The sequence below is a fragment of the Microbacterium sp. LS_15 genome (assembly GCF_041954735.1).
GTDB lineage: Bacteria > Actinomycetota > Actinomycetes > Actinomycetales > Microbacteriaceae > Microbacterium.
In genome coordinates, this window is sequence record NZ_JAVAYD010000013.1 from 20945 (window position 1) to 46541 (window position 25597).

General features: G+C 71.6%; 27 protein-coding genes. 14 read left to right on the plus strand and 13 right to left on the minus strand.

All coding sequences use genetic code 11. The annotated features are described in order from the left end of the window. Positions 1 to 21 precede the first annotated feature (21 nt). From RAC69_RS14165 to RAC69_RS14180, 4 genes are read left to right on the plus strand one after another with little or no spacing between them, the layout of a single operon-like run. Positions 22 to 1023, plus strand: a complete 1002-nt coding sequence (locus RAC69_RS14165; protein ID WP_375087446.1) for a glycosyltransferase — start codon at positions 22 to 24, stop codon at positions 1021 to 1023. Beyond that, positions 1020 to 2177, plus strand: coding sequence for a glycosyltransferase (locus RAC69_RS14170; protein WP_375087379.1), 1158 nt, complete (start codon positions 1020 to 1022; stop codon positions 2175 to 2177). The genes RAC69_RS14165 and RAC69_RS14170 overlap by 4 nt, the downstream gene beginning before the upstream one ends. Further along, on the plus strand, positions 2174 to 3187 hold the full coding sequence (locus RAC69_RS14175) for a hypothetical protein (RefSeq protein WP_375087380.1): 1014 nt from the start codon (positions 2174 to 2176) through the stop codon (positions 3185 to 3187). The genes RAC69_RS14170 and RAC69_RS14175 overlap by 4 nt, the downstream gene beginning before the upstream one ends. Further along, the gene (locus RAC69_RS14180; protein WP_375087381.1) at positions 3184 to 4008 is read left to right on the plus strand and encodes a galactosyltransferase-related protein; all 825 of its coding nucleotides are present in this window, start codon (positions 3184 to 3186) and stop codon (positions 4006 to 4008) included. Before RAC69_RS14175 ends, RAC69_RS14180 begins: the two co-directional genes overlap by 4 nt. A 36-nt stretch (positions 4009 to 4044) precedes the next feature. On the opposite strand, the gene RAC69_RS14185 is transcribed toward RAC69_RS14180, so the two are convergent. From RAC69_RS14185 to RAC69_RS14215, 7 genes are read right to left on the minus strand one after another with little or no spacing between them, the layout of a single operon-like run. Then, complete coding sequence (locus tag RAC69_RS14185; RefSeq protein WP_375087382.1) at positions 4045 to 5577, minus strand: GMC family oxidoreductase; 1533 nt, start codon at positions 5575 to 5577, stop codon at positions 4045 to 4047. 11 nt (positions 5578 to 5588) lie between these two features. Next, positions 5589 to 6998, minus strand: a complete 1410-nt coding sequence (locus RAC69_RS14190; protein ID WP_375087383.1) for an alpha/beta fold hydrolase — start codon at positions 6996 to 6998, stop codon at positions 5589 to 5591. Then, positions 6995 to 7894 carry an SDR family oxidoreductase gene (locus tag RAC69_RS14195; RefSeq protein ID WP_375087384.1) on the minus strand — a complete coding sequence of 300 codons (900 nt, stop codon included), beginning with the start codon at positions 7892 to 7894 and terminating at the stop codon, positions 6995 to 6997. Before RAC69_RS14195 ends, RAC69_RS14190 begins: the two co-directional genes overlap by 4 nt. 9 nt (positions 7895 to 7903) lie before the next feature. Further along, on the minus strand, positions 7904 to 8983 hold the full coding sequence (locus RAC69_RS14200; RefSeq protein ID WP_375087385.1) for an acyltransferase family protein: 1080 nt from the start codon (positions 8981 to 8983) through the stop codon (positions 7904 to 7906). Beyond that, positions 8980 to 9936, minus strand: coding sequence for a D-alanine--D-alanine ligase (locus tag RAC69_RS14205; protein WP_375087386.1), 957 nt, complete (start codon positions 9934 to 9936; stop codon positions 8980 to 8982). The genes RAC69_RS14200 and RAC69_RS14205 overlap by 4 nt, the downstream gene beginning before the upstream one ends. Then, positions 9933 to 11189 (minus strand): alanine racemase, encoded by a 1257-nt coding sequence (gene alr, locus RAC69_RS14210; protein WP_375087387.1) that lies wholly within the window; start codon positions 11187 to 11189, stop codon positions 9933 to 9935. The genes RAC69_RS14205 and alr overlap by 4 nt, the downstream gene beginning before the upstream one ends. Continuing rightward, positions 11186 to 11791, minus strand: coding sequence for a M15 family metallopeptidase (locus tag RAC69_RS14215; protein ID WP_375087388.1), 606 nt, complete (start codon positions 11789 to 11791; stop codon positions 11186 to 11188). Before RAC69_RS14215 ends, alr begins: the two co-directional genes overlap by 4 nt. Positions 11792 to 11894: 103 nt before the next feature. Between RAC69_RS14215 and RAC69_RS14220 the strand changes: the two genes are divergently transcribed. Next, the gene (locus RAC69_RS14220) at positions 11895 to 12584 is read left to right on the plus strand and encodes a response regulator transcription factor (RefSeq protein WP_375087389.1); all 690 of its coding nucleotides are present in this window, start codon (positions 11895 to 11897) and stop codon (positions 12582 to 12584) included. Continuing rightward, positions 12565 to 13671, plus strand: a complete 1107-nt coding sequence (locus tag RAC69_RS14225) for a sensor histidine kinase (RefSeq protein WP_375087390.1) — start codon at positions 12565 to 12567, stop codon at positions 13669 to 13671. Before RAC69_RS14220 ends, RAC69_RS14225 begins: the two co-directional genes overlap by 20 nt. 31 nt (positions 13672 to 13702) lie before the next feature. Here RAC69_RS14225 and RAC69_RS14230 read toward each other — a convergent pair whose 3' ends face one another. Further along, positions 13703 to 14356 (minus strand): FMN-dependent NADH-azoreductase, encoded by a 654-nt coding sequence (locus tag RAC69_RS14230; RefSeq protein WP_375087391.1) that lies wholly within the window; start codon positions 14354 to 14356, stop codon positions 13703 to 13705. Positions 14357 to 14433: 77 nt separating this feature from the next. Between RAC69_RS14230 and RAC69_RS14235 the strand changes: the two genes are divergently transcribed. Further along, positions 14434 to 14772, plus strand: coding sequence for a helix-turn-helix domain-containing protein (locus RAC69_RS14235; RefSeq protein WP_341935849.1), 339 nt, complete (start codon positions 14434 to 14436; stop codon positions 14770 to 14772). A 95-nt stretch (positions 14773 to 14867) separates the two neighbouring features. On the opposite strand, the gene RAC69_RS14240 is transcribed toward RAC69_RS14235, so the two are convergent. The 3 genes from RAC69_RS14240 to RAC69_RS14250 all read right to left on the minus strand — a co-directional run bounded on the left by RAC69_RS14240 (position 14868) and on the right by RAC69_RS14250 (position 19087). Then, positions 14868 to 16388, minus strand: coding sequence for an SDR family NAD(P)-dependent oxidoreductase (locus RAC69_RS14240; RefSeq protein WP_375087392.1), 1521 nt, complete (start codon positions 16386 to 16388; stop codon positions 14868 to 14870). Positions 16389 to 16612: 224 nt separating this feature from the next. After that, positions 16613 to 17821, minus strand: a complete 1209-nt coding sequence (locus tag RAC69_RS14245; RefSeq protein ID WP_375087393.1) for a hypothetical protein — start codon at positions 17819 to 17821, stop codon at positions 16613 to 16615. 66 nt (positions 17822 to 17887) lie between these two features. Further along, on the minus strand, positions 17888 to 19087 hold the full coding sequence (locus tag RAC69_RS14250) for an ABC transporter (protein WP_375087394.1): 1200 nt from the start codon (positions 19085 to 19087) through the stop codon (positions 17888 to 17890). Between the two features lie 129 nt (positions 19088 to 19216). On the opposite strand from RAC69_RS14250, the gene RAC69_RS14255 reads away from it, so the two are divergent. The 5 genes from RAC69_RS14255 to RAC69_RS14275 all read left to right on the plus strand — a co-directional run bounded on the left by RAC69_RS14255 (position 19217) and on the right by RAC69_RS14275 (position 22221). Then, the gene (locus RAC69_RS14255; RefSeq protein WP_375087395.1) at positions 19217 to 20281 is read left to right on the plus strand and encodes a M4 family metallopeptidase; all 1065 of its coding nucleotides are present in this window, start codon (positions 19217 to 19219) and stop codon (positions 20279 to 20281) included. Next, positions 20256 to 20561 (plus strand): protealysin inhibitor emfourin, encoded by a 306-nt coding sequence (locus RAC69_RS14260; protein ID WP_375087396.1) that lies wholly within the window; start codon positions 20256 to 20258, stop codon positions 20559 to 20561. Before RAC69_RS14255 ends, RAC69_RS14260 begins: the two co-directional genes overlap by 26 nt. Before the next feature lie 69 nt (positions 20562 to 20630). Next, the gene (locus RAC69_RS14265) at positions 20631 to 20864 is read left to right on the plus strand and encodes a hypothetical protein (protein ID WP_375087397.1); all 234 of its coding nucleotides are present in this window, start codon (positions 20631 to 20633) and stop codon (positions 20862 to 20864) included. Positions 20865 to 20980: 116 nt separating this feature from the next. Continuing rightward, entirely contained in the window at positions 20981 to 21811 is an 831-nt protein-coding gene (locus tag RAC69_RS14270; protein ID WP_375087398.1) for a ribonuclease H, read from the plus strand. A gap of 20 nt (positions 21812 to 21831) precedes the next feature. Next, positions 21832 to 22221: a DoxX family membrane protein gene (locus RAC69_RS14275; protein WP_375087399.1), complete on the plus strand. Its 390-nt coding sequence runs from the start codon at positions 21832 to 21834 to the stop codon at positions 22219 to 22221. A gap of 57 nt (positions 22222 to 22278) precedes the next feature. Here the strand turns inward: RAC69_RS14275 and RAC69_RS14280 are convergent, their stop codons facing one another. Further along, positions 22279 to 23256, minus strand: a complete 978-nt coding sequence (locus RAC69_RS14280) for an SRPBCC family protein (RefSeq protein ID WP_341935860.1) — start codon at positions 23254 to 23256, stop codon at positions 22279 to 22281. Position 23257: 1 nt separating this feature from the next. Further along, positions 23258 to 23665 (minus strand): ArsR/SmtB family transcription factor, encoded by a 408-nt coding sequence (locus RAC69_RS14285; protein WP_375087400.1) that lies wholly within the window; start codon positions 23663 to 23665, stop codon positions 23258 to 23260. Between the two features lie 116 nt (positions 23666 to 23781). Between RAC69_RS14285 and RAC69_RS14290 the strand changes: the two genes are divergently transcribed. Both RAC69_RS14290 and RAC69_RS14295 read left to right on the plus strand, forming a co-directional pair. Next, positions 23782 to 24465, plus strand: coding sequence for a TetR/AcrR family transcriptional regulator (locus RAC69_RS14290; RefSeq protein ID WP_375087401.1), 684 nt, complete (start codon positions 23782 to 23784; stop codon positions 24463 to 24465). Beyond that, complete coding sequence (locus RAC69_RS14295) at positions 24462 to 25508, plus strand: lysostaphin resistance A-like protein (protein ID WP_375087402.1); 1047 nt, start codon at positions 24462 to 24464, stop codon at positions 25506 to 25508. Before RAC69_RS14290 ends, RAC69_RS14295 begins: the two co-directional genes overlap by 4 nt. Positions 25509 to 25597: the final 89 nt, after the last annotated feature.

A 25597-nucleotide genomic window follows, 5' to 3' on the forward strand; every position in this document is an offset into this window, starting at 1 on the left:
ACCGACCCGCACCGGGTCTCGCTGCTGCCCGACCCTCCCGTGCCCGGAGCCCCACCCGAGCAGTGGTGGCCGCCGATCGCCCTGACCGCGCCCTGGCTCAGCGAGAACGCCGCCCGGTACGATCTGCTGCACGTGCACTTCGGCCTGGAGTCGTTCTCGCCGGACGACCTGCGCGCCGGCATCGATGCGGCTCGGCAGGCGGGGCACCCCGTGGTCTTCACGGTGCACGACCTCGACAATCCCCAGATCGTCGACCAGGAGCCGTACCGGGCACTGCTCGACGTGATCGTGCCCGCCGCCGACCGGCTCGTGACGCTCACGCCGTCCGCCGCGGCCGAGATCGAGCGGCGCTGGGGTCGCACGAGCCTGGTGCTCGCCCACCCCACACTGCTCGACGACGCTGCCGCGCCGGTTGGCGAGGACGACCCGGTTCGCGAGGACGACCCGGTGCGCGTCGGCATCCATCTGCGCGATCTCCGTCCCAACATCGACGCGGAGCGCGCGGTGCACGCGGCGGTGGACGCGGTGCGGATGCGCGACGGGGCCGGTCGGCCGGTCGAGGTCGAGGTGCTGCTGAACGAGCGGGTGCGCGACGAGCGCGTCGCCGAGCGGGTGCTCGCCGCGGCCTCCGGGCAGACCGCCGTGCGAGTGCAACGCACCCCGTACCTGGACGATGCCGAGGTCGAGGCCTGGCTCGGCGGACTGGACCTGTTCGTCCTCCCCTACCGCCATGGAACTCATTCCGGGTGGGTCGAGCTCTGCTACGACCTGGGCGTGCGCGTGGCAGGAACCGACGTCGGACACATTCGGGCGCAGCATCCGTCCGAGTTCCACGTCGTGGATCTCGACGACCCCCGCACGCTGGCGGACGCCGTGACGTGGGCGGGCGATGCCCGGCACCCGTCCTCGCCCGTCGGAGACCGTCTGGCGAGCCGCCGGGCCGAGCGGCGCGAAGAGCGACTGTCGGTCCGCGATGCGCACGCCCGCCTCTACGCCGACGCGATCGCGGGGGTTCCGGCATGAGCGCCGGTCTCCGGCTGCGGGTGCTCGTCGTGGCGCCCGAACGGCACGCGCTCCGCCAGCCGCACGCCGGCGGCCTCGAGGCGGTCGTGTGGAACCGGGTGCGGTGGTTGCGGCGCCGTGGACATCATGTCGATCTGTGCGCTGCCGAGGGCTCCGACTTCCTCGATTCCGCGGTCGACCTGCACCTGCCGCGACCCCGCTGGCATCACGCGCGCGACGTGTCCGATACCGAGAACCCCGCGGGGCACCGCGGACGGATGTCGGATGCCTTCGCCCGTGTCCGCGCCCGGCTCACCGATCCGCTCGATCGCGTGGACGTCATCGACAACCACAGCCTCCACGGCGATCCGATCCTCTGGAGCAGGGACATCGGGGTGCCCGTCGTGACGACGCTGCACACCCCGCCGCTCCCCGACATGGTGCAGGCCGCACGCTCACTTCCACCGTCCGCCCCACACCGCTTCCTCGCCGTGAGCCAGTACACGGCTCGCGCGTGGTCGGCGGAGGGCGTCGACGCGTTCGTCTTCCCCAACGGGGTCGACAGCGCGCAGTGGCAACGAGGGGCGGGCGGCGACCACTGGGTCTGGTTCGGGCGCATCGTCCCCGAGAAGGCCCCGCACCTCGCGATCCGCGCCGCCCGCCTGGCCGGTGCGCGGATCCGGCTCGCCGGGCGCATCGGCGACGCGGACTACTTCACCCGCGAGGTCGAACCGCTCCTCGGCGAAGACGTCGAGTACGTCGGCGCGTTGCGTCAGCCCGAGCTGTGCGCTCTCGTCGGCGCCTCGTCGGTCGCGCTCGTCACCCCCGTCTGGTCCGAGCCTTTCGGGCTGGTGCTGGCGGAGACTCTCATGACGGGCACGCCGGTGGTCGCATTCGACGAAGGGGGCGCAAGCGAGGTGCTGGCCGGCCTCCCGGGATGCTCCGTCGTCGCCGCCGGGGACGTCGCCGCGCTCGCCCAGACGGCCGCCGCGCTCGCCCGCGGCTCGGGCTCGAGCGAGATGCGCGATCGGGTGCGGGCTGCCGCGATCACCCGTCACTCGCTCGCCCGCCGCCATCGCGAGGTCGAACGCGTGCTGGCCGTCGCGGCACAGAGTCCTGCCTCGGTCGCCGAGGAGACCCGGCCCGTCGAAGAGGTGGAGGCGGTCGGAGCATGATCGGCTGGTACGTGCATCATCACGGGTGGGGACACGTGACGCGGATGCGAGCGATCCGTCGCCATCTGGGCGAGGAGGTCACGGTGTTCTCGAGCCTCCCCGCTCCCGACTCCCTCGACGACGGCACGACGTGGATCCGTCTGCCCGCGGATGCCGACCCCGTGGTCGGACCCGACGGAGTGAGCCGCAACGCGCACGAGCTCGGCGATGTCACGGCGGGTGGCGCCCTGCACTGGGCTCCCATCGGACACCCGGGGCACCGAGAGCGCCTTGCGCTCATCGCCGACTGGATCGCCCGCAACCCGGTCTCGGTGTTCGTCGTCGACGTCAGCGTCGAGGTGACCGCGTTCGTGCGCCTGCTGGGTGTGCCGACCGTCGTGTTCGCGCAGCCCGGCGACCGCACCGACTCCCCGCACCGCCTCGGCTACGACATCGCGGATCGGATCGTGGCGCCGTGGGCGTCCGGCACGATCGACGCCGCGGAGCTGGCGGGCCGTATCGACCGCGTCCGTCATGTCGGAGCGATCTCCCGATACGACGGACGGGACCGCGACGGAGGAGAGGATGACGCCGCGAGGCGGGTGCTCTTCCTCAGCCGCACGCTCGATCAGTCGGAGCTCGCAGAGACGGCCGATCTGCTGACTGCGCGGGGCTGGGTGGTCGAGAGCGCGGGCGCGCGGGGCGACGACCGGGTCGACGACGTCTGGCCGATGCTGTGCCGGGCGACCGTGGTGGTGAGCGCGGCCGGCCAGAACGGCGTGGCCGACCTGGCGGCCGCCGGAGCCCGTGCCGTCGTCCTCCCGCAGGACCGGCCGTTCGGCGAGCAGGAGCACACCGGGCGGGTGCTGCAGTCCGACGGCTACGCGTGGACGGGCCCGGCCGATTCGACGCCGCAGCAGATCGTCGAGCTCATCGAGCGGGCCGCCGCCTCGACGCCCGACTGGGCGGGATGGGGCGTGCGAGGCGCCGCCGCGCGCGCCGCCAGGGCGATCGAGGAGGTCGCATCATGACCGCCCGCATCGCCGTGATCACGCCGGCATCCGAGAACAGGCTCGCCCACCTGCACCGCCAGCGCCGCTTCCTCCGCGAGGTCTCGTCGCCGGGGCACGAGGTCGTGCGCATCGAAGCCTGGCTCGACGAGTCGGAGCCGCCCGCGTTCGATGCCGCCGTGCACGTGCACGTCCCGCCGGGGCGCGACGGCATGCGGGTCGGAGCCGCGCGCAACGCGGCGGCCGAGGTCGCTCTCGCCGGGGGCGCCGACCTGCTCGTGTTCCTCGACGTCGACTGCCTGCCGGGGCCAGACCTCCTCGACGGGTACGTCGCGGCCTCGCACTCGCACCCCGACGGTCTGCTCTGCGGACCGGTCACCTACCTCGAGAGCGTGCAGCGGCCGTCGTCCCCCGACGACCTCGCGGCGGCGACGAACCCGCATCCGGTGCGTCCGGATCCTTCGACCGGGACCATCGAGACCGCCGGCTTCGCCGAGTACGACCTGTTCTGGTCGCTCTCCTTCGCCGTCACGCCCACCACCTGGGGGCAGCTGGGCGGTTTCGACGAGCGGTACGAGGGCTACGGCGCGGAGGACACGGATCTCGGCCGTCGCGCACGATCGCTCGGCATCCCGCTGCACTGGGTCGGCGGAGCGCACGCATACCACCAGTGGCATCCGGCCGGTACCCCGCCCTGGCGCCATCTCGACGACATCCTCCGCAACGGCGCGCTGTTCGCCGAGCGCTGGGGCGAGTGGCCGATGGGCGGCTGGATCGACGATTTCGTCGCCGCGGGCGCCGTCGAGGAGCACGCGGGCGGGTACCGCCGCACGACGGTCTGACCGGTGGGGGATGCCGCGGCATCCCCCACCGCCGGGTCACCGCGCCGCGAGCATCCGATCCGCGGTGCGCAGCGACAGCGCCATCTGGGTGAGCCCGGGGTTTGCGGCCAGCGCGCTCGGGAACGTCGAGTTGTCGCACACCCAGAGGTTGTCGATGTCGTGCGAGCGCCCGTCGGCGTCGACCACGCCGTCATCGGGATCGTCGCTCATGCGGCAGGTCCCGAGCGTGTGAGCGGTGCGCGCGAGCACCCGCGTGCTGCGGGCCCCGGCCGCCTCGAGGATCGCGGTCATCGTGCGCACGGCATGCTTGTCGAGCGCCTTCTCGTTGACCCCCTGCGAGAACGAGATGCTCGCGCGGGGCAGACCCCACTCGTCCTCCTCCGACGACAGCTCGAGCAGGTTGTCGTCCGACGGCAGGCAGTCGGCGTTCATGCCGATGCCGGCGCTGTAGCGCGAGACCTCGAGGTCGGCCATGAGCTCGGGCCCCCAGAGACCGCCGCCGCGGACGAGGGTCGTGGCGTAGGTGAACGGCATGACGCCGAGGCTCTGCAGCAGGTACCCGCCGGCGAAGTCCGCGTCGTTCGGACGCAGGAAGTCCTCGGTGATGAGGGCCGACGGGTAGCCGCGGTAGCCGCGGATCTGCTCGTCGAAGCGACCCCACACCTGGACGGCGCCGTGGGCGAGGAAGTTGCGTCCGACCTGGCCGCTGGAGTTGGCGATGCCGTTGTGCAGCAGCAGCCGAGGCGTCTCGACACCGCCGCCCGCCAGCACCAGCGCAGCGCAGCGCTGCCGGTGATCGGTGCCGTCCTTGCGGTAGACGACGGCGGTGACCCGACCGTGCGCATCGCGTTCGATCGTGTGCACGACGGCATCCGGTCTGATCTCCGCGCCGGCTGCGACGGCGGCGGGCAGGTAGGTGATCGCCGTGGTGGCCTTCGCGCCATGCCGCTCGCCCTGGTGGATCGAACCGACGTTCGTGGTGGCATGCCGGAGTCCGTGATGCGGCTGGTGCCGGTCGCGGGTGATGATCGCGGCCGGGGCATCGGCCGAGCGGATGCCGAGCGCTGCCGTGCCGACGGCCATGAGGTCGGCCGGGGCGTTGCGCTGCGGCGGCTCGTACAGGTACCTCCGCGAGGGGTCCCACGGGTAGGGGGTGGGTCCGGAGACGCCGATGTACGCCTCGACCTCCGCCACGTAGCGGGTGAGTTCGGCGTGGTCCACGGGCCAGTCACGGCCGACGCCCGTCTCGGTGCGCAGCCGCAGGTCGCGTTCGTCGGGCCGGGGCGTGAAGGCCCCCCAGTGCACGGTGCCGCCGCCGACTCCGAAGCCGCTGTTGTTGGGGCCGAACGCGGTCGGGGCGTCGCCGCCGCTGAAGCGGCTCGACATCCAGTTGATCGCCGTCGCGTCGATCTCGTCGGGGGTGTAGTCGGCGGGGTCGTGGTTGGGTCCGGCTTCGAGGGCCACGACGCGCAGGCCGTGCTCGGCCAGTCGGGCCAGCAGCGGCGCCCCGCCCGCTCCGGTGCCGACGACGACCACGTCGACCACCTCGTCGAGCGGGTGTGTCTTCATCGCGTCGAGTTTCACGCGGCATCCTCCTTCGACGCGCCCGGAGTGGCATCGGGTGTCGTGCTGACTCCGAGGTCGGAGGGCTCCCAGTCGTCCCGCGCACCGGCCGCGAGGTCGCGGTAGCCGGCGAAGTCGACGTCTTCCGCGCCGGTCGCGAATCCGTCGTAGCCGACCCGCGCCAGGGAGGCCGGGTGCGTGAGCCACTCCCGCGCGACATCGACCCGCAGATCTTCGAACCAGCGCCGCAGGGCGTCGGCTGTCAGGCGCCCCCCGGTCTCGCTCGTGCCGTCGATGACGTCGCGGATGAGCGCATCCTGCTCGTCGGTCGCCTCCGGCCAGACGGTCGCGAGGGCGTCCAGACCCTCCTGGTACGCCTCGTCGTCGGAGAGGGCTCCCGCCGGTCGCCACCCGTCGCCTCCCCCGGCCGCCAGGTCGGAGTCGACGCGCGCCGCGAGATCGATGCGTCCGCCGTCGGGCTGCGGCACGAGTCGGTCGGCGATGCGACGGAGCAGGTCCAGCTGCGCCGGGCTCAGGACGCGCGGGCGGTACCGCGGATCGTCGGGCAGCGCTCGGCGGGCCAGTGCACTGCGCACCTTCGGCGTCGTGCGCGCCGAGGCGATGACGAGTCCCCACTCGTGCGGCACGAGCGCGCTGTGCGCGGAGGCGTCGTCCCACAGCTCACCGAGCGCACAGGCGACCTCGGCCGGACGCTCGTACGAGAGCAGGTGCCCTGCCCCGGGCAGCGTCACGAACCGGGCACGGGGGTAGACGTCGGACAGCAGCTCCGGCTGCGCGTCGGCGCCGAGCAGGTCGTCCTGATCCCCGCCGAGCACGGTGCACGGCAGGTCGAGGATGCCGATGCCGGCCGACACGTCTTCGACGCTGCCCTGCTCGAGCCAGCGCCGCCACGCGACCGGTGACATCGCCCGCACGGATTCCACGACCGAAGCCTGGAACTCGGCGGGCAACGACGCTCCGACGTTGTCGTCGACGAAGGTGCGGGCGTCGGCGTCGGAGATCGGTCCGTCGTCGACCCAGGAGAGCATCTCGTGCCGCTTCGAGTCGGGCATGGGCTCGGGCGTCGGCGGTGACGGGGCGAGCAGCACCACGCCCATCAGCCCGAACAGCGGTGCGCAGCCGTCGCGCACGCGCGCGGCGATCCCCGCCGCGATCTTCCCGCCCATGCTGTGCGCGCACAGGACCCACGGCCCGCCGTCGGCGCGCGCCGCGATGGCCGCGACCGCGGCATCCACCTGCGCCGTCACCGATCCGTCCGGGGCGTCGGGCGCGTCGCCCTGCCCCGGCAGCTCGATCGCGATCACGCGGAAGCGCGCGTCGAGTTCGCGTGCCACCGGGACGACGGCCGAGGCGTCGAGCCCGAGGCCGGGGAGGAAGACGACCGTGCACTCCGCCGCGACGGTCACGGGGTGACCATCCCGCCGTTGACGTTGAGCGTGGCGCCCGAGACGTAGCCGGACTCCGCCGACGCGAGGAACACGAAGGCCGGCGCGAGCTCGGCCGGCTGACCCGCGCGCTGGTAGGTGTTCTCGTCGTCGAAGTTCTGCATCTGCTCGTCGGAGACGCCGTCGGACACCTGCAGCGCGGTCCACACCGGGCCGGGAGCGACCACGTTCACGCGGATGCCGCGCGAGGCGAGCTGCAGCGCGAGACCCTTCGAGAGGTTGTTGATCGCCGCCTTGGTCGCCGCGTAGTCGATGCGGTCGGGAGACGGCTTGTACGCTTCGAGCGACGCGGTGTTGACGATGCTCGCCCCCTCGCCGAGGTGTGCGAGCGCCGCCTTGGTGATCCAGAAGTTCGCGAAGACGTTGGTGCGGAAGGTCTCCTCGAACTGCTCGTCGCTGAGGTCCTCGACCCGGTCGACGGCGATCTGCTTGCCGGCGTTGTTCACGAGCACGTCCAGACCGCCGAGGAACTCGACGGCCTCCGACACGAGACGCCGGCACTGCTCGGCCTGGGAGATGTCGGCGACGACGGCGCGTCCCCGCTGGCCGGCGCCCTCGATGAGGGACAGCACGTGCGCGGCATCCTCCTCCTCGCCCGGCAGGTGGGCGATCACGACGTCTGCGCCCTCGCGCGCGAACGCGATCGCCGCGGCAGCGCCGATGCCGGAGTCGCCGCCGGTGATGAGCGCCCTGCGCCCGGCCAGGCGGCCGGTGCCCCGGTAGGTGGCCTCGCCGAGATCGGGGACGGGCGTCATCTTCGCCTGCACCCCCGGCTCCGGCTGATGTTGCACGGGCGGTTCCACGCGCTCGTACTGGGTGACGGGATTGACCTGGTCGTACTGATCGCGCTGCGGCATGCGACCACGCTAGGAGGAAGAGGCACTCGGTTTCGCGGGCTTGCTTTTCCGACTCGAAAGATGCAGTCGAATGGATCGGGCGCGGTCGAACAGGGGCAGCGGGTCGAACAGCATCCCCAATCCGCACCGCACGAGGAGGGCGTGCAGCGCGAGGCAGATGACGATGACGACAGCGGTGAGCACGACGGGCCCGATGGCCTCGATCATGGGGGCGACCCGCCACCCGGCGGTCCGCAGGCCCGCGTCGAGCAGCGCGAGCGGGATCATGTGCAGCACGTAGATCGGCAGCGTCCTGCGGCCGATCCACCGCAGCGGTCGGGCGAGCGGCGCCGCACTCCGGTCGACGAGCGCGCACACGGCGACCCCGCACGCCACGGCCACGGCGCCGAGCAGCGGCCACACCCCCGGCCACTGCCGCATCCCCAGCACACCGACCACGGCCGCCGCCCCGAGGTACAGCAGGCCGAGACCCACCGCGCGCACGGGATCGGATGCCGCGGCGAACCGCTCGATCCCCTCGCGAAGCCTCAGCCCGGCGAGGAAGAAGAGCAGGTTCTGCGCGACCTGCCACAGGTTGCCCAGGTCGGGGATGACGCCGGCGGCGGCCACCGCCGACACCGCGAACGCCACCGGCAGCACGACCGCCGTCGACACGTCGCGGGTGAGCCGCGCCACGGCGAGGTAGGCGGCGAGCGCGAGCAGGTACCAGAGGTTGGTCGGACTGATCGTCAGTTGCGCGAGCAGCTCCCATCCGGTCTCGGCCCTGGCCGTATCGAAGTCGGGCGTGAGCGCGAGCACGGCGGTCTGGATGAGCACCCAGATGACGTACACCGCGAGCAGTCGTCCTGCTCGCCGCCGCCACGTCGACCCGTCGGCCGCCAGCACGGCCCGCCCCGCGAACATCCCCGAGATCAGGAAGAACAACGGCATGCGCAACGGCAGCAGCTGGGCGTTCACCGTGGCCCACACGTCGGTCACGGTGCCGGCGCCCGGCATCCCGACCGCGTGCTTGGTCACGACGTGCCACAGCACGACGAGGATGATGCAGACGCCCTTCGCGACGTCCGGCCAACCGACCCGCGCGCTCACCGGCCCGGCACCTCGGCGGCGCGCACGAGGCGTTCCACCAGGTCGGGGTAGGAGACGTCGGCGGCGGCGAACATCCGCGGGACCTGGGATGCGGCGGTGAGGCCCGGCATCGTGTTGACCTCGTTCAGCACCGGCCCGTCGGCGGTGAGGAAGAAGTCCATGCGCGCGACACCCGCGCAGCCCAGGGCGTCGAACATGGTCAGCGCCGCCCTGGTGAGCCCCGTGTGCTCGGCCGCGGTGAGAGCGGCGGGCACCGTGAAGCGCGCCGTGCCGTCGTACTTCGTCGCGGTGTCGAACAGACCGGTCGTCTCGATCTCGAGCGGCGGAGCCGCCCACCGCACACCGCCCGCCTCCCGGATCACGGCCACGTCGATCTCGCGCCCCCGCACGACCTCCTCGACGAGCACCCTCCGGTCGTAACGCGCCGCCTCGCGCAGCGCCGCCGCGAGCCCTCCTTCCTCGCGCACGAGCCCGACGCCGTAGCTCGATCCGCTCGACACGGGCTTCACGACGACCGGGCCGTCGAACTCGGCATCCCCCAGGTCGGCGGCGTCGACGACCCGGCCGCGCGCGATCCGCAGACCGGCTGCCTGCGCGGTGAGCTTCGTGGCCCATTTGTCCATGCCGATCGCCCCGGCGCGCAGACCGGAGCCGACAACCCGAACCCCCGCGAGGGCGCACAGCGCGGCGAGCGCCCCGTCTTCCCCGAGCGGGCCGTGCACGGCGGGGAACACCACGTCGGCGTCGCCGAGCAGCGGCAGTGCGGCGGCCAGTGAGGCCGCCGCATCCGCTCCCTCCGCGAGCCCCGGTACCTGCCACACCCCCTCCCGGGAGATCGTCACCTCGCTCACCGCGTGCCCGCGCGACCGCAGCGCCTCCGCCACCGCGGCGGCCGAGGCGAGCGACACCGCATGCTCGGCGTTCTGTCCCCCTCCGATCACCAGCACCCTCATGCGGGCCCCTCCTGCTCGCGCACTGCGTGCCCGCGCTCTGCCGGCCCGCGCCCGCAACGAAGGAGGTCTCTCGCAACGAAGGACGACATCTGCCCTTCCGTCCTTCGAGACGCGAGATCTCCTGCGATCCCCCGCTGCACACGCGCTCCGATCCCCGTGACGATCGTGTGCGGGATGCTGCCGGCCCACCGCGCCCACTCCTGCACACTCGGCACCGCACCACCCTCGGGCCCGAACACCACCGCCGTGGCACCTCGCGGCACGCGGCGGTCTCCGGTGTCGACGACGATCTGGTCCATCGACACCCGCCCGACGAGCGGGCAGCGGATGCCGTCGATCGCGACAGCCGCCCCCGATGCGAGCTCGCGAGGGATGCCGTCGGCGTACCCGACCCCGATCACGGCGAGGTGCGTGTCGCGGTCGGTCGTGTGCGCCCCGCCGTAGCCGACGGGCGTCCCCGCCGCGACGGCGCTGCTGTGCACGACGGATGCCGTGAGCCGCGCCGCTCCCTGCAGTGCGACGGTCTCCGACGGGTCGATGCCGACGAGCCCCGCGCCGACCCGCACGAGGTCGAAGTGGGTCGCACGGTCGGTGAGCGCGCCTGAGGTCGCTGCGAGGTGCACGAGCAGCGGCCCGAACCCCGCCCGCAGCACCGTGTCGCGGCCGTGTCGCAGACGCCGCACGGCCGGCGCGTTCGCCGCAGGGTCCGCCCTGTCGGCGTCGGGGAGATGCCCCATGACCCCGACGACGTCGAGGCGGTCGCGGGCCCCTCGCGCCACGCGAAGCAGCTCTGCCCAGTCGTCGAGCGGCACCCCGCCCCGCGTCATTCCCGTGTCCAGGTGCAGGTGCACGCGCAGCAGCGGCGCCCCGGGCGCCGCATCCGCCACGAGCTGGCGCAGTTCGTCGACCGAGCCGACGGCGATGTCGATGCGGTCGGCCGCGGCCTGCGCGGCATCCACCCCCGACGGGTTCAGCCAGGCGAGGATCGGCGCCTCGATGCCGGCCGCACGCAGGGCGCCGCCGTCTGCGGCATCCGTGACTCCGAGCCATTCCGCACCGGCGGCGAGCGCAGCCCTGGCGACCGTGAGCGCGCCGAGTCCGTAGCCGTCGGCCTTGACGACCGCCATGATGCGGGCGTCCGTCGCCTCGCGGATCCGCGCGACGTTCGCGGCGACAGCCGCGGCAAGCGTCTCGAGCGTCGGAGCGTGCAGTCGTGACAGGGTGAGGCGCGTCGTCGGCGCCGTCAGGGTCATCGCTGCACCCGCGGGTCGGCGGTGGGATCGGCGTACATGAGCGGGCAGCCGTTCGCGACGGCACCCGGCCGCAGCTCGAAGTGCCAGCGCTCGTTGGCGTAGATCTGACACAGACCGAACTCTGCACCGTGCTGCGACAGCCAGTCCTGCGCCGCCACGGGGCCGAGGTCCACGGCATCCCCCGACACGTGCTCGGAGTTCTCCGGCGTCGCCACCCAGCGCGCCGCCTCCTCCTCGGAGCCGTACCGGCTGACGGCATCCTGTCGCAGCTGCTGCTGGTACGCGGCCGAGCGCCACCCGCTGTTCACGTGCATGCGCACGCCGTCGCGCTCGGCAGCGGCCGTCGCTGCCGAGCGCACGGCGGCGAGCAGGTCTGCGTCGAGGTTCGTCACCGCCGGCACGTCGTCGAACACCGACACCGTCCCCTCTTCGCGGATCAGCCCGTCGGCCTGCGTCACGGGTCCGGAGAGGAGGGGAGTGGATGCCGCGGCCAGCGACTGCTGTCCGATCAGCAGCGCCGATCCGGCGATCACGGCGGCGAGCAGCACGGCGCCGATCACCGTCACGCGGCGGCGCTGTCTGAGAGCGGGAGAAGTGTTCATGGCACTCAGTCAACGAGCGCGGGTGTTGCCGGGTCGTATGCGATTTTGCATATGCTCGCGATATGTCGGGGTGCGTAAGCTCTCAGCACATGGGAGTCCTGTCGTGCGCGTGCTGATCGTCGAGGACGAGCCGTATCTGGCCGAGGCCGTGCGCGACGGGCTTCGCCTCGAGGCGATCGCCGCCGACATCGCCGGAGACGGCGACACCGCGCTCGAACTGCTCGGCATCAACAGCTACGACCTCGCCGTGCTCGACCGCGACATCCCTGGACCCTCCGGCGACGATGTGGCCCGGTGGATCGTGGCGTCGGGCAGCGGCATCCCCATCCTCATGCTCACGGCCGCCGACCGCCTCGACGACAAGGCCAGCGGCTTCGAGCTCGGCGCCGACGACTACCTCACCAAGCCGTTCGAGCTGCGCGAGCTCGTGCTGCGCCTGCGCGCCCTCGACAGGCGTCGTCAGCGCGTGCGGCCGCCGGTGCTCGAGATCGCGGGGCTGCGGCTCGACCCGTTCCGCCGCGAGGTGTATCGCGACGGTCGCTATGTCGCCCTCACCCGCAAGCAGTTCGCCGTCTTGGAGGTGCTCGTCGACGCGGCGGGCGGCGTCGTGAGCGCCGAGGAGCTGCTGGAACGCGCCTGGGACGAGAACGCCGATCCCTTCACGAACGCCGTGCGCATCACCGTGTCATCGCTGCGCAAGCGCCTCGGGGAACCGTGGCTCATCCGCACCGTGCCGGGAGTCGGCTACCGCATCGGAGCGGAGGAGACGGCGGATGCCGACGCCGAGGCGTAGACGGCGCGGGATCACCGCCCGCTGGAAGCTCACCCTCAGCTACGCGGGCGTCGTCGTCGTGTCGGGGGCGCTGCTGCTCGCCGCCGTGGCGCTGTGGCTGCTGCGGTACGTGCCGGATGCCGTCGATGTGTTCCCGAACCGCTACGACCTGACTCGCGCATTCATCCCCGCAGCGGTCGTGGTGATGTTCGTGCTGCTCGCGATCGGCATCGGCGGCGGTTGGCTGCTCGCCGGTCGGATGCTGGCGCCGCTCGACCGCATCGGCCGCGCCGCCCAGCTCGCCGCGCAGGGGTCGCTGTCGCACCGTGTCGACCTGGAGGGGCCGCGCGACGAGTTCCGCGACCTCGCCGACGTCTTCGACGCCATGCTCGAACAGCTCGAAGCGCAGGTCGCGGAGCAGCAGCGGTTCGCGGCGAACGCCTCTCATGAGCTGCGCACCCCGCTCGCGATCTCGCAGACGATGCTCGAGGTCGCCCGCGACGACCCCCGCCGCGACGTCGACGGGCTCATCGACCGTCTGCAAGACGTCAACACCCGGGCGATCGAGCTCACGGAGGCTCTGCTCCTGCTCAGTCGCGCCGAGCGACGGGTGTTCACGCGCGAGCCGATCGACCTGTCGCTGCTGGCCGAGGAGTCCGTCGAGACGCTGCTTCCGCTCGCCGAGCGCCGCAGGGTGACGATCGACGAGGGCGGCGACACCGCGAACGTGCTCGGCTCCCCCGCGCTGCTGCAGCAGCTGATCATGAACCTCGTGCACAACGCGATCGTGCACAACCTGCCGGCCGACGGCACCGTCGTGGTGCGGACGCACGTGCTGCCGGAAGCGGTCGCGGTCGTCGTCGAGAACACGGGACCGGCGCTCGCGCCGCACGTCGTGTCGACTCTCGTCGAGCCGTTCCAGCGGGGCGCGGAGCGGGTGCGCACCGAGGGCCGATCCGGCGATCACGTCGGCGTCGGGCTCGGCCTCGCGATCGTGCAGCGCATCGCACAGGCCCACGACGGATCGCTCGTGCTCACCCCGCGGCAGGGCGGCGGCCTGAACGTCACGGTGTGGCTCCCGCATCCCTATCCCCCGCGCCCGGCCTGACGCGCCCGACACCGGGGACCGGATGCCGGGGTCAGGCGACCTCGCCCCGGCGCGCCGCGAGCTCGCGGCCGTAGGTGCGGGCGTCGGACTCGGCGTTCTCCTTGAGCTCGCGCGCGGTGTCGGCGAAGGCGTCGAGCGCGGGGTTCACTCCGACCAGGGTGAAGGGTCGCTCGACGACGCGCAGGTCGAGACCCCACACGTCCGCGAGCACGCGGCGGAGCCATCCGGTGGAGTGGTCCCAGCCCTCCTTGGGCGTGCCGGGGGCGTAGTTGCCGCCGAGCACCGTCACGAGGGTGGCGGGCTTGCCGCGCAGCGCGGTGCCCTGCGGGTCGATGCGCGGGTCGGTGTACGCGAGGTCGAACCAGGTCTTGAAGTGCTGCGAGACGCCGTAGTTGTAGAGCGGCACGGCGAAGAGCAGGGCGTCGGCGCCGATCAGTTCATCGGCGAACGTGGTCGCGAGCGCGCGCGCCTCGTTCTGCGCCGGAGTGCGCTGCGCCTCGTCGACGAAACCGCCCGTCACCGCATCCGCCCAGGCGGTCGCGGGCACGGGGTCGGCGGCCAGATCGCGGCGCGTCACGGTGGAGTCGGGGTGGGATGCCGTCCACTCGGCCTCGACGAGGTCGGCGAGCGATCGGCTGGCGGACGACGCGGGGAGGATGCTGGCATCCAGGCGGAACAGGGACATGGGACTGCCTTTCGTTTTCGTAGTCGCTCTGTTTTTCTTAGCGACTCGCCTTAACGTAGCACAGTTACAATGGGGACATGCCCGAGGCCGACCACGACCTGACCAGGTGCGACGCCGCCGTCACCCTGGCCTTCAGCGTGCTCGGGAAGCGATGGAACGGCATGATCGTGTCATCCCTCGGCGGCGGACCGTCGACCTTCGTCGCCCTGCGCCGCGCGGTCACCGGGATCAGCGACACCGTTCTGTCCGACCGCCTCGCCGAGCTCTCCGATGCCGGACTCGTCGCCCGGTCGGTCGACGCCGGTCCGCCCGTCACGGTGTCCTACGAACTCACGCACGGCGGACGCGGTCTGCTGCCGATCCTCGACCAGCTCGGCGAGTGGGCGTCGGCCACCCTCGAGGTGCGGCCGCGGTAGCCCCCTCTCCCGGCGTTCGAATCGCTTGATGTGCAGATTCCGGCGGTCGAAACCTGCACATCAAGCGATTCGAAACGCGGTGCGGGGCCGTCAGCTCACCAGGGGCTGGGCTCGTAGTCCTTGAGGAACACGCCCTGGATGTCTTCGCCGGCCTCGCCGCGCACGATCGGGTCGTACACGCGGGCGGCGCCGTCGACGAGGTCGAGCGGGGCGTGGAAGCCCTCCTCCGCGAGGCGCACCTTCGTGTAGTGCGGGCGCTCGTCGGTGATCCAGCCCGTGTCGACGGCGGTCATGAGGATGCCGTCGGTCTCGAGCATCTCCCCCGCGCTCGTGCGCGTGAGCATGTTGAGCGCGGCTTTCGCCATGTTGGTGTGCGGGTGACCCGGTCCCTTGTAGCGGCGCGAGAACTGCCCCTCCATCGCCGAGACGTTCACGACGTACTTGCGGCGGGCGGGCGACGCGGCCATCGACGCGCGCAGGCGGCTGATGAGCAGGAAAGGGGCGGTCGTGTTCGCGAGCTGCACCTCGAGCATCTCGAGCGGATCGACCTGGTCGACCGACTGCACCCAGCTGTTCACGCGGTTGACGTCCGGCACGAGACCGCCGGCGTCGATCGCGGTGCCGTCGGCGTGCTTCTCGAGCGACGACGATCCCGGCGCCATCGCGAGACGGGCGAGGTCTTCGGCGGTGAGCGCCTGGCCGCCCTGCTCCGCGACGGTTCCTCCGAGTGCCGCGACCGACAGCAGCGGGTGCGCGTCGACCGACGCCTGCAGCGCCTGCGGATGCGGATCGGCGGTGTGCCCGAAGGTCTCCATCTCGGGCAGCGGACCGTCGGGGAGCGGCTGCAGCTCGGCATCCGCCAGCAGCGAGTACGCACCCGGCGAGCGCCGAACCGTCTGCGCGGCGTTGTTGATGAGGATGTCGAGGGGGCCCTGTGCGGCGACGGAATCCGCGAGGCCGATCACCTGGGCCGGGTCGCGCAGGTCGATGCCGACCACACGAAGGCGGTGCAGCCAGTCCGCGGCATCCGGGAGCGCCGAGAAGCGCCGCACGGCGTCGCGCGGGAACCGCGTCGTGATGGTGGTGTGGGCGCCGTCGCGCAGCAGACGGAGTGCGATGTGCATGCCGATCTTCGCGCGGCCGCCGGTGAGCAGGGCGCGCTTGCCTGTGAGGTCGGTGCGGGCGTTGCGCTTGCCGTGGCTGAACCGGGCGCAGTCGGGGCAGAGCTGGTGGTAGAACGCGTCGACGAGCGTGTACGGCTGCTTGCAGATGTAGCAGTTGCGCGGCTTGAGCAGCTCGCCGGCGATCGGAGCGTCGACCACGCTCGATGCGAGGTCATTGCCACGGGTCTCGTCGTCGATGCGGTCGGGAGCACCCGTCGCGGTGCGCGCGACGACGGCCTTGTCGGCCTCGGCGATCGCGTCGCGGATCTGCTTGCGGCGCACACGCTTGACGTCTTTGAACATCGCGGCGGTCGCCTGGCGCACGGCGATGAAATCAGGATGCTGGTTGTCGACCTTGTGCAGTTCGGAGAGCACGCGCAGCGTCGTGGCGAGGTCTGCGGGGTCGAGGCCCGGTCCGAGGTCGGGTGCGGCGTCGGAGTGGGCGTCGGTCATTGTCCTGATTTTACGCGACTGACCTGGGCGGCGGAGGCGCGTGCTCGCGCTGCCGCACGGCATCCGTTCTCCGTCGCGATCCGCGCGTGCCGTGCCGCCCCTCGCCGGACCGCGCTGCCCGCGCCGCCCCCTTCGCCGAGTCGGCACCTCCGGCGGGAATCCGCGCGGGATTCCCACCAGAGGTGCCGACCGAACACGCGGGCGGGCGAGCCGCACACGCGGGCTCAGTGCCCGGCGGCCCCCACGACGACGAACTCGTTGGGCGTGACGTCGAGGGTCACGTCGGCCGTGATCTCGCCGGTGTGCAGGTCGACGGCGAGGATGCGGTCGGACGCCGGCTCCGTCACGTAGGCGATGTCGCCGACGACGCGCAGGCCGGGGTGCGGCTGCTGCCATTCCTCGGGGCTCTCCCACGGGTCGATGATGTCCCAGGAGTCGACGATCTCGCCCGACTCGTCGAGCACGTTCAGTGACCCGTCCGCGGCGAGCAGCACGATGTCGTCGTGACCGCTGCGACCGACGCCGCGCCACGTGTACTCGACCCCCTCGGGCAGGTCGACGATCGAGAGGGACTTGGCGTCGGCGTCGACGAGGGCGAGCTTCGAGAGCAGGTAGCCCTCGGCATCCGGGTCGGTCTTGTAGTCCATCGCGGCGAGTGCGCTGGTGTCGGTGACGTACGCGTTGCCCGAGCGGCCGAAGGCGTCAGGCGCGGCGATCTTGGTGAACTCGCCGCCGTCGAACAGCAGCACGCCGTTCTCGCAGCCGAACACGACGGCTTCGCCCTTCAGTGCGCCCTCTCCGTGCACGCCGGGGCACTCCTCGTTGCGGGCGAGCTCCGAGCCGTCGGCGGCGAGGTGCCGCACGCCGCTGCGGGATTCCGACGTGCCGATGGTCGACAGCAGGGTCCCGTCGGAGAGTTCGATCGCGACGCCGTGGTGCGCCTGCTCCGAGGTGACGGTGTCGTAGTCGGGCAGCGTCCCGGTGCCGATCGCGTCGGTGTCGAAGATACGGACGTCGCCGGTGCCGTCGTCGAACAGCGCGGTGCGTCCGGCGTGCGGGGTGGCGTGCCCGGCGGCTGCGGCTTCGAAGACCTCGCCGGTGAGTTCGACGGTGTCGGAGGTGAGCCCAGTGTCGAGCACATGGAAGCCGTCGGCCGCGGTGATGAAGACGTGTCCGTCGTGGTCGCCGGCACCGTTCACGCGCAGGAATCCGTCGAGGTCGACGGCGTCGATCGGCTCGAGCGTCTCGCCGTCGAGCACGGTGACGCCGCCGTCGTACGCGACGGCGACGCGGGTGTCGGCCTGGTGGTCGTGCTCGGGCGCCTCGGATCCGCCGGATGCCGACGGCTCGGCGCTCGCGCATCCGGCGAGCGCGACTGCGGCGAGCGCGGCCAGCGCGCCGGCCGCGAGGCGGCTGCGTGCAGGTCGGGACATGGATGTTCTCCTTCTTCTCGGTGGGTGCGCGGGTGCGCGTGACGGCTGGGCCGTCGGTGGGTCTGGTCAGCCGACGAGCTGGACGTATCGGGGCTCGAGGTCGCTGAAGGTGCGCGTGACGGCACCGTCGCGGTGGTCGATCTCGTGGACGGCTCCGGATGCCGGGTCGGCCACGTACGCGTGGCGCGCGTCGACGAGCACGGCGATCCGGTCGCGGGCGGCGGGGTCGGAGGCGGATGCTGCGAGCAGCGGCTCCGTGCGGGAGATCTCGACGCCGTCGTGGCCGAGCACGCGCGCCGTTCCGTCGGCGGCGACCACGACCGTGCGGCTGTCGTCATCGCCGATCGCGGCGGCGGCGACGAGCGGAGCATCGGTGGCCAGGAGCGTCCAGGAGCGGGCCCGCGTGTCGAGCAGCAGGGCGCCGTGATCTCCCGCGATGCCGGCGAGGTCGGGTCGGTCGGCGCGACCGACGAGCTGCGCGGGCGGCTGCGATCCGGCCGGGTACGGGATGCTCTCGGCGGCGAGCTGTCCCCCGATCTCCCGCGTCACCAGCACCGCTCCCTCCGCGCAGGCGATCACCGCGCCGACGCGGGTGATGTCGGCATCCCTCGGCTGCGTGCAGGGCGCGGAGACGCCGATCGGCTCGCCCGCCGCGTCGAGCACGTCGACCGTGCTGCCGGCGGCTGAGATCAGGTGGGCCGCGAAGGGGATGACCGGGCCGGTGCCTGGCAGGTCGAGGCGGGTCACGTCATCGAGGTCGAGCGTCTCGTGGTCGAGCAGGACGACTTCGCCGCCGAGGCGTATCGCCGTCGCCTGATCCCCGACAGTCGCGAGGGCCGGCCCCTCGCCCTGGATCGTGCCGACGACCCGCGCCTCGCCGCGGAAGGAGTGGGAGTGGTCGCCGTGCGGCACTGTCCAGCGCCCGGAGTCGACGACCTCGACGACCGTCTCGCCGCCGGACTCGCGGGTGCGGTGGAGGAACCGCCCCGTTCCCGTCGCGACACCGTCTCCGTCGAGCTCTTCGCGCTCATCGGTCTCGAGGTCGAGCAGGGTGAGGGCGCCGTCGTCGTCGGCGATGACCAGAGCGGATGCCGGGGACGCGACCTCCGCGGCTCCGCCGCCGTCGACGCCGTCGTTCGACGGGAGGGCGGTGGAGGTCGGGTCCGCGGCCGGGACCGAATGGTCGGCGCACGCGGTGAGCGCGAGGGCGGTCGAGAGGGAGAGGGCGAGCAGGGCGCCGGCGCGGCGGGAGGTCGTGGGCGTCACGATATTCCACAGTATTGAGAACGATTCTCAATCTCAAATCGGAGGCGTGCGATGCAGAGCGACGAGCGAGCACGCCGAGCCGCCGCCGGGACCCACCCCGACGTCGGCGCCCCGGCGTATGGTCGGAGCATGAGCAGCCACGTCGCATCCCCCGGAGTCGTCCCGTCCTACCTGCTCGCGCGTCTGGCCGCGTCCGGCCGCTACCCGCGCGCGGCGGCCGCAGCCAGACAGACGCTCACCGCCGGGCGTCCGCCCTTCCGTGCGCGGCTCGACCTCTCCATCGACGAGAACGGCGACCTCGTCGCGCAGCTCTCCGACGCGCCCAACCGCACGATCAGCGACGCGGGCAACACTCAGAACCTGCCCGGCGCGGTCGTCCGGAGCGAAGACGAGCCGCCCGTCGACGACACCTCCGTCAACGAGGCCTACGACGGGCTCGGGGCCACCTTCGAGATGCTGCTCGCGGCCTTCTCCCGCAACTCCCTCGACGACGCCGGCGCTCCGCTCGACGCGACCGTCCACTACGGAGTCGACTACGACAATGCGTTCTGGGACGGTCAGCGCATGGTGTTCGGAGACGGCGACGGCGAGGTGTTCCAGGGCTTCACCTCCTCCACCACCGTGATCGGGCACGAGCTCGCGCACGGCGTCGTGCAGTTCACCGCCAACCTCGAGTACCAGGGGCAGCCCGGGGCGCTGAACGAGTCGATCGCCGACGTGTTCGGGGCGCTCACCGAGCAGTACCTGCTGGGGCAGACCGCCGATCAGGCGACCTGGCTGGTCGGAGCCGAGATCTTCACGGATGCCGTCGAAGGGCGCGCGCTGCGCTCGATGATCGAACCGGGCACCGCCTACGACGACGACGAGCTCGGCAAAGACCCGCAGCCCGCACACATGGACGGGTTCGTCCGCACCACGGAAGACAACGGCGGGGTGCACATCAACTCCGGCATCCCGAACCGCGCGTTCGCGCTGTTCGCGATCGATCTGGGCGGCAACGCCTGGGAGACCGCGGGGTCGGTCTGGTACGCGGCGCTCACGGGCGGACTGTCGAGCACGGCCGACTTCACGGAGTTCGCCGACGCGACCGTCGCCGCGGCGGCCGCCGTCGACGAGGCGACCGAGGCTGCCGCTCGACGCGCCTGGACGACCGTGGGAGTCTATGGAGATGAGCGAGTCCCCTCGACAGACTGACGGCCCCGTCGTCATCGCGGTGGTGCGCACCGGCGGGATCGCCGGCATCCGCCGCCAGTGGACCGTCGAGCCCGACCCCGCCGAAGCACCGCGGTGGATCACCATGGTCGAGCGACTCCCGTGGGACGACGACGCGGATGCCGGGCGCGGCGCCGACCGTTTCGTGTGGCTGATCCGCGTCCGGACCCCCTCGGAGCGCCGCGAACGCGAACTTCCCGACTCCGCCCTGGACGGCCCGTGGCGGGAGCTGGTCGACGCCGTGCGCGCGGCATCCCGCTGACCTTCCGCCATCCGATCGATCCGGTGTGAATCCGTGCCGGCCCGTGTCCCGCAGGGCGACAATGGGTGCATGGGACTGTTCCAGCAACGACCCGAAGAAGAAGAGAAGCAGTGGGCATTGCCGTCCGAGCCGCTCGAACGCGGTGCGTCCGAGGTGCTCGACACCGCGCCCGCGGTCGACCCGCTGTCGATCGGCCTCGGCGCCGAGACCGGCGGGAGCGTGAGTTCGATCGTCTTTCCCGTCGCGCCCCCGGCTCCGTCGGCCCCCTCGACCGGACGCCGCGAGCCGGACCCCGAGGACTGATCGCACTTTCGAGTCGCCTGACGTGCAGTTCTCGACGCCTACGACCTGCCCGTCGCGCGATTCGAACGGAGAGGGTGCGGGCCGGCAGTGTCGCCCGCCGCGGCTACGGTGGAGGGATGACGATCACCGCCGCGGCAGACGGTTCCGCCCTGGGCAACCCGGGCCCCAACGGATGGGCCTGGTACATCGACGACGCGAACTGGGCCGCGGGCGGCTCGCCGCACGGCACGAACAACCAGGGTGAGCTGCAGGCCGTGCTCGAACTGCTGCGCGCGACCGCCGGTACGACCGAGAAGCTGCTGATCGAGTGCGACAGTCGCTACGTGATCGACTCGGTGACCAAGTGGATGCCGGGCTGGAAGCGCAAGGGGTGGCGCAAGTCCGACGGCGGCCCGGTGCTGAACCGCGACCTGCTCGAGGGCATCGACGAGGCGATCCGCGGGCGCGACGTCGAGTTCTCGTGGGTGAAGGGTCACGCCGGCCACCCGCTCAACGAGGCGGCCGACGAGCGCGCGAACGCCGCCGCGAAGGCGTACCAGCAGAAGCAGGAACCGCGCCGGGGCCCCGGATTCACGATGGCGACGGACGCAGGAGCCGCCGTCGCAGCCTCCGCGCCGATCGCCGCGAACGCGGGCGGCTGGTCGCCCTCCGACGATGACGCCGCCTGGGCGGATGCCGTCGAGGCCGACGCCGCACGCGTCGGAGTCGACGGCGGGGGGAACGCGTCGGTCGGCGCCGCCGCGGCCACGTCCCCCGCCACTGCCGCGTCGCTCGCCGAGCCGCTGTGGGCGGAGGCCCCCGACCTGTTCGACGGCTTCGACGACGAGCCGTCGACCGACCCGATCGAGCTCCGCGTGCAGCTGTCGGGCGAGGAGCACGCGCGCCTCGCCGACCGCGCCGATGCCCAGGGCGTCTCGCTCGAAGAGGCGCTCCGCCGCCTCATCTGACCGCGGCGTAGACTCGCGCCATGTCGACACCTGCGCGCACGATCGGCCGCCTGTTCCTCGGATCCTCGCTCGTGTTCGCGGGCGTCTCGCATCTGACGTTCGCCAGGGAGGAGTTCCAGGCGCAGGTGCCCGAATCGCTGCCGCTCGATCCGGATACGACGGTGCTCACGTCCGGCGTGGTCGAGATCGGCCTCGGCTCCGCGCTGCTGTTCGCACACGGTAAGCGCCGACTCGTCGGAGTGATCGCCGCCCTGTTCTTCATCGCCGTCTTCCCGGGCAACCTCGCCCAGTGGGTGCACCATCGCGACGGCTTCGGCCTCGACACCGAGATCAAACGGTTCGTGCGGCTGTTCTTCCAGCCCGTTCTCGTGCTGCTCGCGCTCTGGTCGACGCGCGGACCACGCCGTTGACACCGACGCACCGCCCGGCTCGCGAGAACCGGGCGGTGCGACTGCGGCGACTCGAGCTCAGACCGCGAGCAGTTCCCGCTCGAGCCGGTCGTACGACGCCTCCATGCCGTCGGCCATGCCGGTGGCGAGGATCATGTCGCGCGTCTCCTTGTCGGGGTACTCGATGTAGAGCGTGATGAGGGTCGCGCCGTCCTCCTCGTAGAGGTTGAGGTCGTTCAGCGTCTCGACCGGCATCCCGATCATCCGCTCGGTCTGCACCGAGCGCCGAGGTGCGTCGATCACGAGCGCCTCACCCTCGAACCCAAAGGGCTGACCCTCGGTGTCGCCGACCGGTGCCCAGGAGGTGCGGTACGTCTGTCCGACCTCGGTCGCGACCACGCACTCGGTCATCTCCCATCCGTCGGGTCCGAGCAGCCACTTCTTCATGAGCTCCGGATCGTTGTGGGCACGCCACACGAGATCGCGCGGGCCGTTCACGAGGCGCGTGATGCGCACGTGGGTGTCGTCGAGGATGTCGACGACCGTGCCCTTGCCCTGCGCGTAGTCACGGAGGTCCTGCAGCACGGCGTCGAGCTGGCTCATCGCCATGCGGATGCCCTCGACCTGACCCATCTCGACGACCTGTTCGAGTGCATCGACCGAATCGAAGTGGCTCGTGGTCACCATGCGCGTGCCGTCGGCGGTGGATTCGAACGCGAACGTCATGCGCTGCGCGGGGAAGCCGTCGAGCGGGTTGCCGTCGGCATCCGCGAAGGAGTCGAGCACCTCGAAGCCGCGGGGCTCGTCGATCGACAGGAACTCCCACGAGCCCGACGAGGACTCGCCCCGCGGGCCGTTCATCGTGTAGTTCGCGCGCCCGCCGACCGTGTGGTCCCAGGCGGTGAACGTGGCCGGCCAGCCGGGAGGGCCCCAGAAGCGCTCCAACTGGCGGGGGTCGCTGTACGCGCTCCAGACCCGCTCGATCGGCGCCGCGAAGTCCGCGACGACGGTCATGGTGAGGTTCTCGGCATCCGTGGTGATATCGGTGACAGGCATGTCAGTCTCCTTCGTCGGTTCGTGAGGTGCTGCTGTTGTCGGTGGAGGTGGTTCGCTGGGTGCCCGAGCTTGGCGAAGGCTCGGCCAGCAGATCGTCGAGGCGGGCGATGCGCGACCGCCACAGCTCTTCGTATCGGGCGAGGAGCGCCCTGGCGCGGGCGATCATCTCGGGGTTCGCGCGGACGAGCCGCTCGCGTCCCTCGGCGCGCTTGACGATGAGGTTCGCGGCCTCGAGCACGGCGACGTGCTTCTGCACCGCGGCGAACGACATCTCGTATTCGGAGGCGAGGGTCGAGACGGACTGCTCCCGCTCGATGGTCCGACGCAGGATGTCGCGTCGGGTCGACGTCGCCAGTGCGTGGAACACACGGTCGACCTCCGCTTCGCTCAGTTCTCTTTGTGCAACCATTTGGTTGTACGTTAGACCCGGGCAGGGCGGGTGTCAACAGCGAGTCGTCGAGGGATTCCACCGATGGAACCGCCGTTGCGGCCGTGGAGGCCCGCGACGCGTGATACTGTCACAAAGTGACAGATGAGACAGCTGGGCTTCCACGTCCCACTCTTCAGCCGGAGGCGGCGCCGGACCTCCGCCGCGACCCCACCGCACCGCTGAAGGTGTCCCGCGTCGCGGCAGCGTTGTTCTGGCGGGACGGACTCACCGCCGCACGCGGAGAGGACATCGCCGCTTCAGCGGGGATCTCCGTGCGGACGCTCTGGCGCTACTTCCGGTCGAAGGAAGCGTGCGTCGAACCCATCCTCGAAAGCCTCGCCGCCCCGCTGCTCGAACTTCTCGACGCATGGCCGGACGAGATGAGCTTCGAGGCCTACATCCGCGGCGTCACCAGGCGCGGTCCGGTCGAGTTCTCCGCCGACCAGGTGCACGGCATGCAGATGGTCACCCTCGCCGACACCGAGCCCGCGCTGCGAGCGATCTGGCTGGTCATCTGTGACGCCTACGAGAAGCGCCTGCGTCACATCGTCGCCCGCCGCCTCCACGAGCCTGCAGATAGCGCCGATGTCGTCCGCATCACCGCGGCCGTTGCTGCCGCGAACCGCGCTCTGAATGACCACCTCGCGGAGGAGTACACCCGCACCGGGCGCAGCCCCGAAGCCGAGACCCTGGCCGCGGCCCTGAACGCGTGCGTCACCGAATCTTCCGGCGGACGCCTCGGCCCATCGACCACCACGACGACGGAAGACGAGAAGTGACCTCCACCACCCACCCCACCCCCGGACGCACACTGCGCGTCTGGCAGTTCCTCGCCGTCGTGATCGGCTACCTCGTGATCGTCCAGGGTCTGGCCATCGCCCTGGCCGCAGGCGACGACGACCGCGGCGCCATCGGGTCCGTGGACGCTCTCGTCCGCGGCATCGTCGTACCCGTCGGCATCGGCGCCGCCTACGTCCTGGTGGTGACCGCGTTTCTCGGGAAGTGGCAGCGCCTGTTCACAGACCCGAGGCGGTTGCGGCCCTGGACGTGGTGGCTGGTCGCAGCACTCGGTCTCGGCATCCTCGCCATCGCCAACTACGGCGGCCTGGCCGCCGCTGGACTGCTGCACGCCCTCGTGTTGCTCGTGGCGGTGCTGCTGGTCGGCTTCTCCGAAGAGTTGCTGTTCCGCGGTATCGGCCTGGACACTTTTCGTGCCGGCGGGCGCCGGGAGGTAATGGTCGCCGTGTGGAGCTCACTCGCATTCGGTCTCGCACACGGGACCAACGCCGTAGTCACGGGCGACGTTCCTGGAGCGCTCCTACAGGTGGTCCTGACGACCACGGTCGGTGCAGTGCTCTACCTGGTCCTCCGGGTCACCGGCAGCCTCGTCGCAGCGATGGCGGCTCACGCGCTGTGGGACTTCTCGGTCCTGTCCACCCAGATCGACCTGTCGAACACGCACGACATCGTCAACGCTGCGCCGATCGTCATCATCGGAATCCTGGTGACGGTGATGTTCCTTCGAAAGCGGTTGACCCGGGAGCCGGCGCATGCCGTCGGAGCGAAGATCGACGAGATCCGCGATGCCATCGCGCGGCTACGAGCCGCAGCGACGCACGACGACGACGCTCCTCGGGGCGAGGTGGCCGACCGGCTCGCGCGCCGGTTCGAGGGCATCGACGGACCCGCCGACGCGCGCGCGGCGGCCCGCGACGCCCTGCGCCTCTATCGCGGGGGCATGGGATCGTTCTCCGACACGGGGACCGCCGTCATGGACGCTGCCGTCGAGCGCCTGCGTCGCGCGCTCGAGCGCGCGGTCTAGCGAGCCGGACTCGGTCGCGATAGTTCCATTCAACTGAATCCATATCCCGTATTCGGGCGTAAGGTGGAAGGAAGGACGGACCCGTCCGA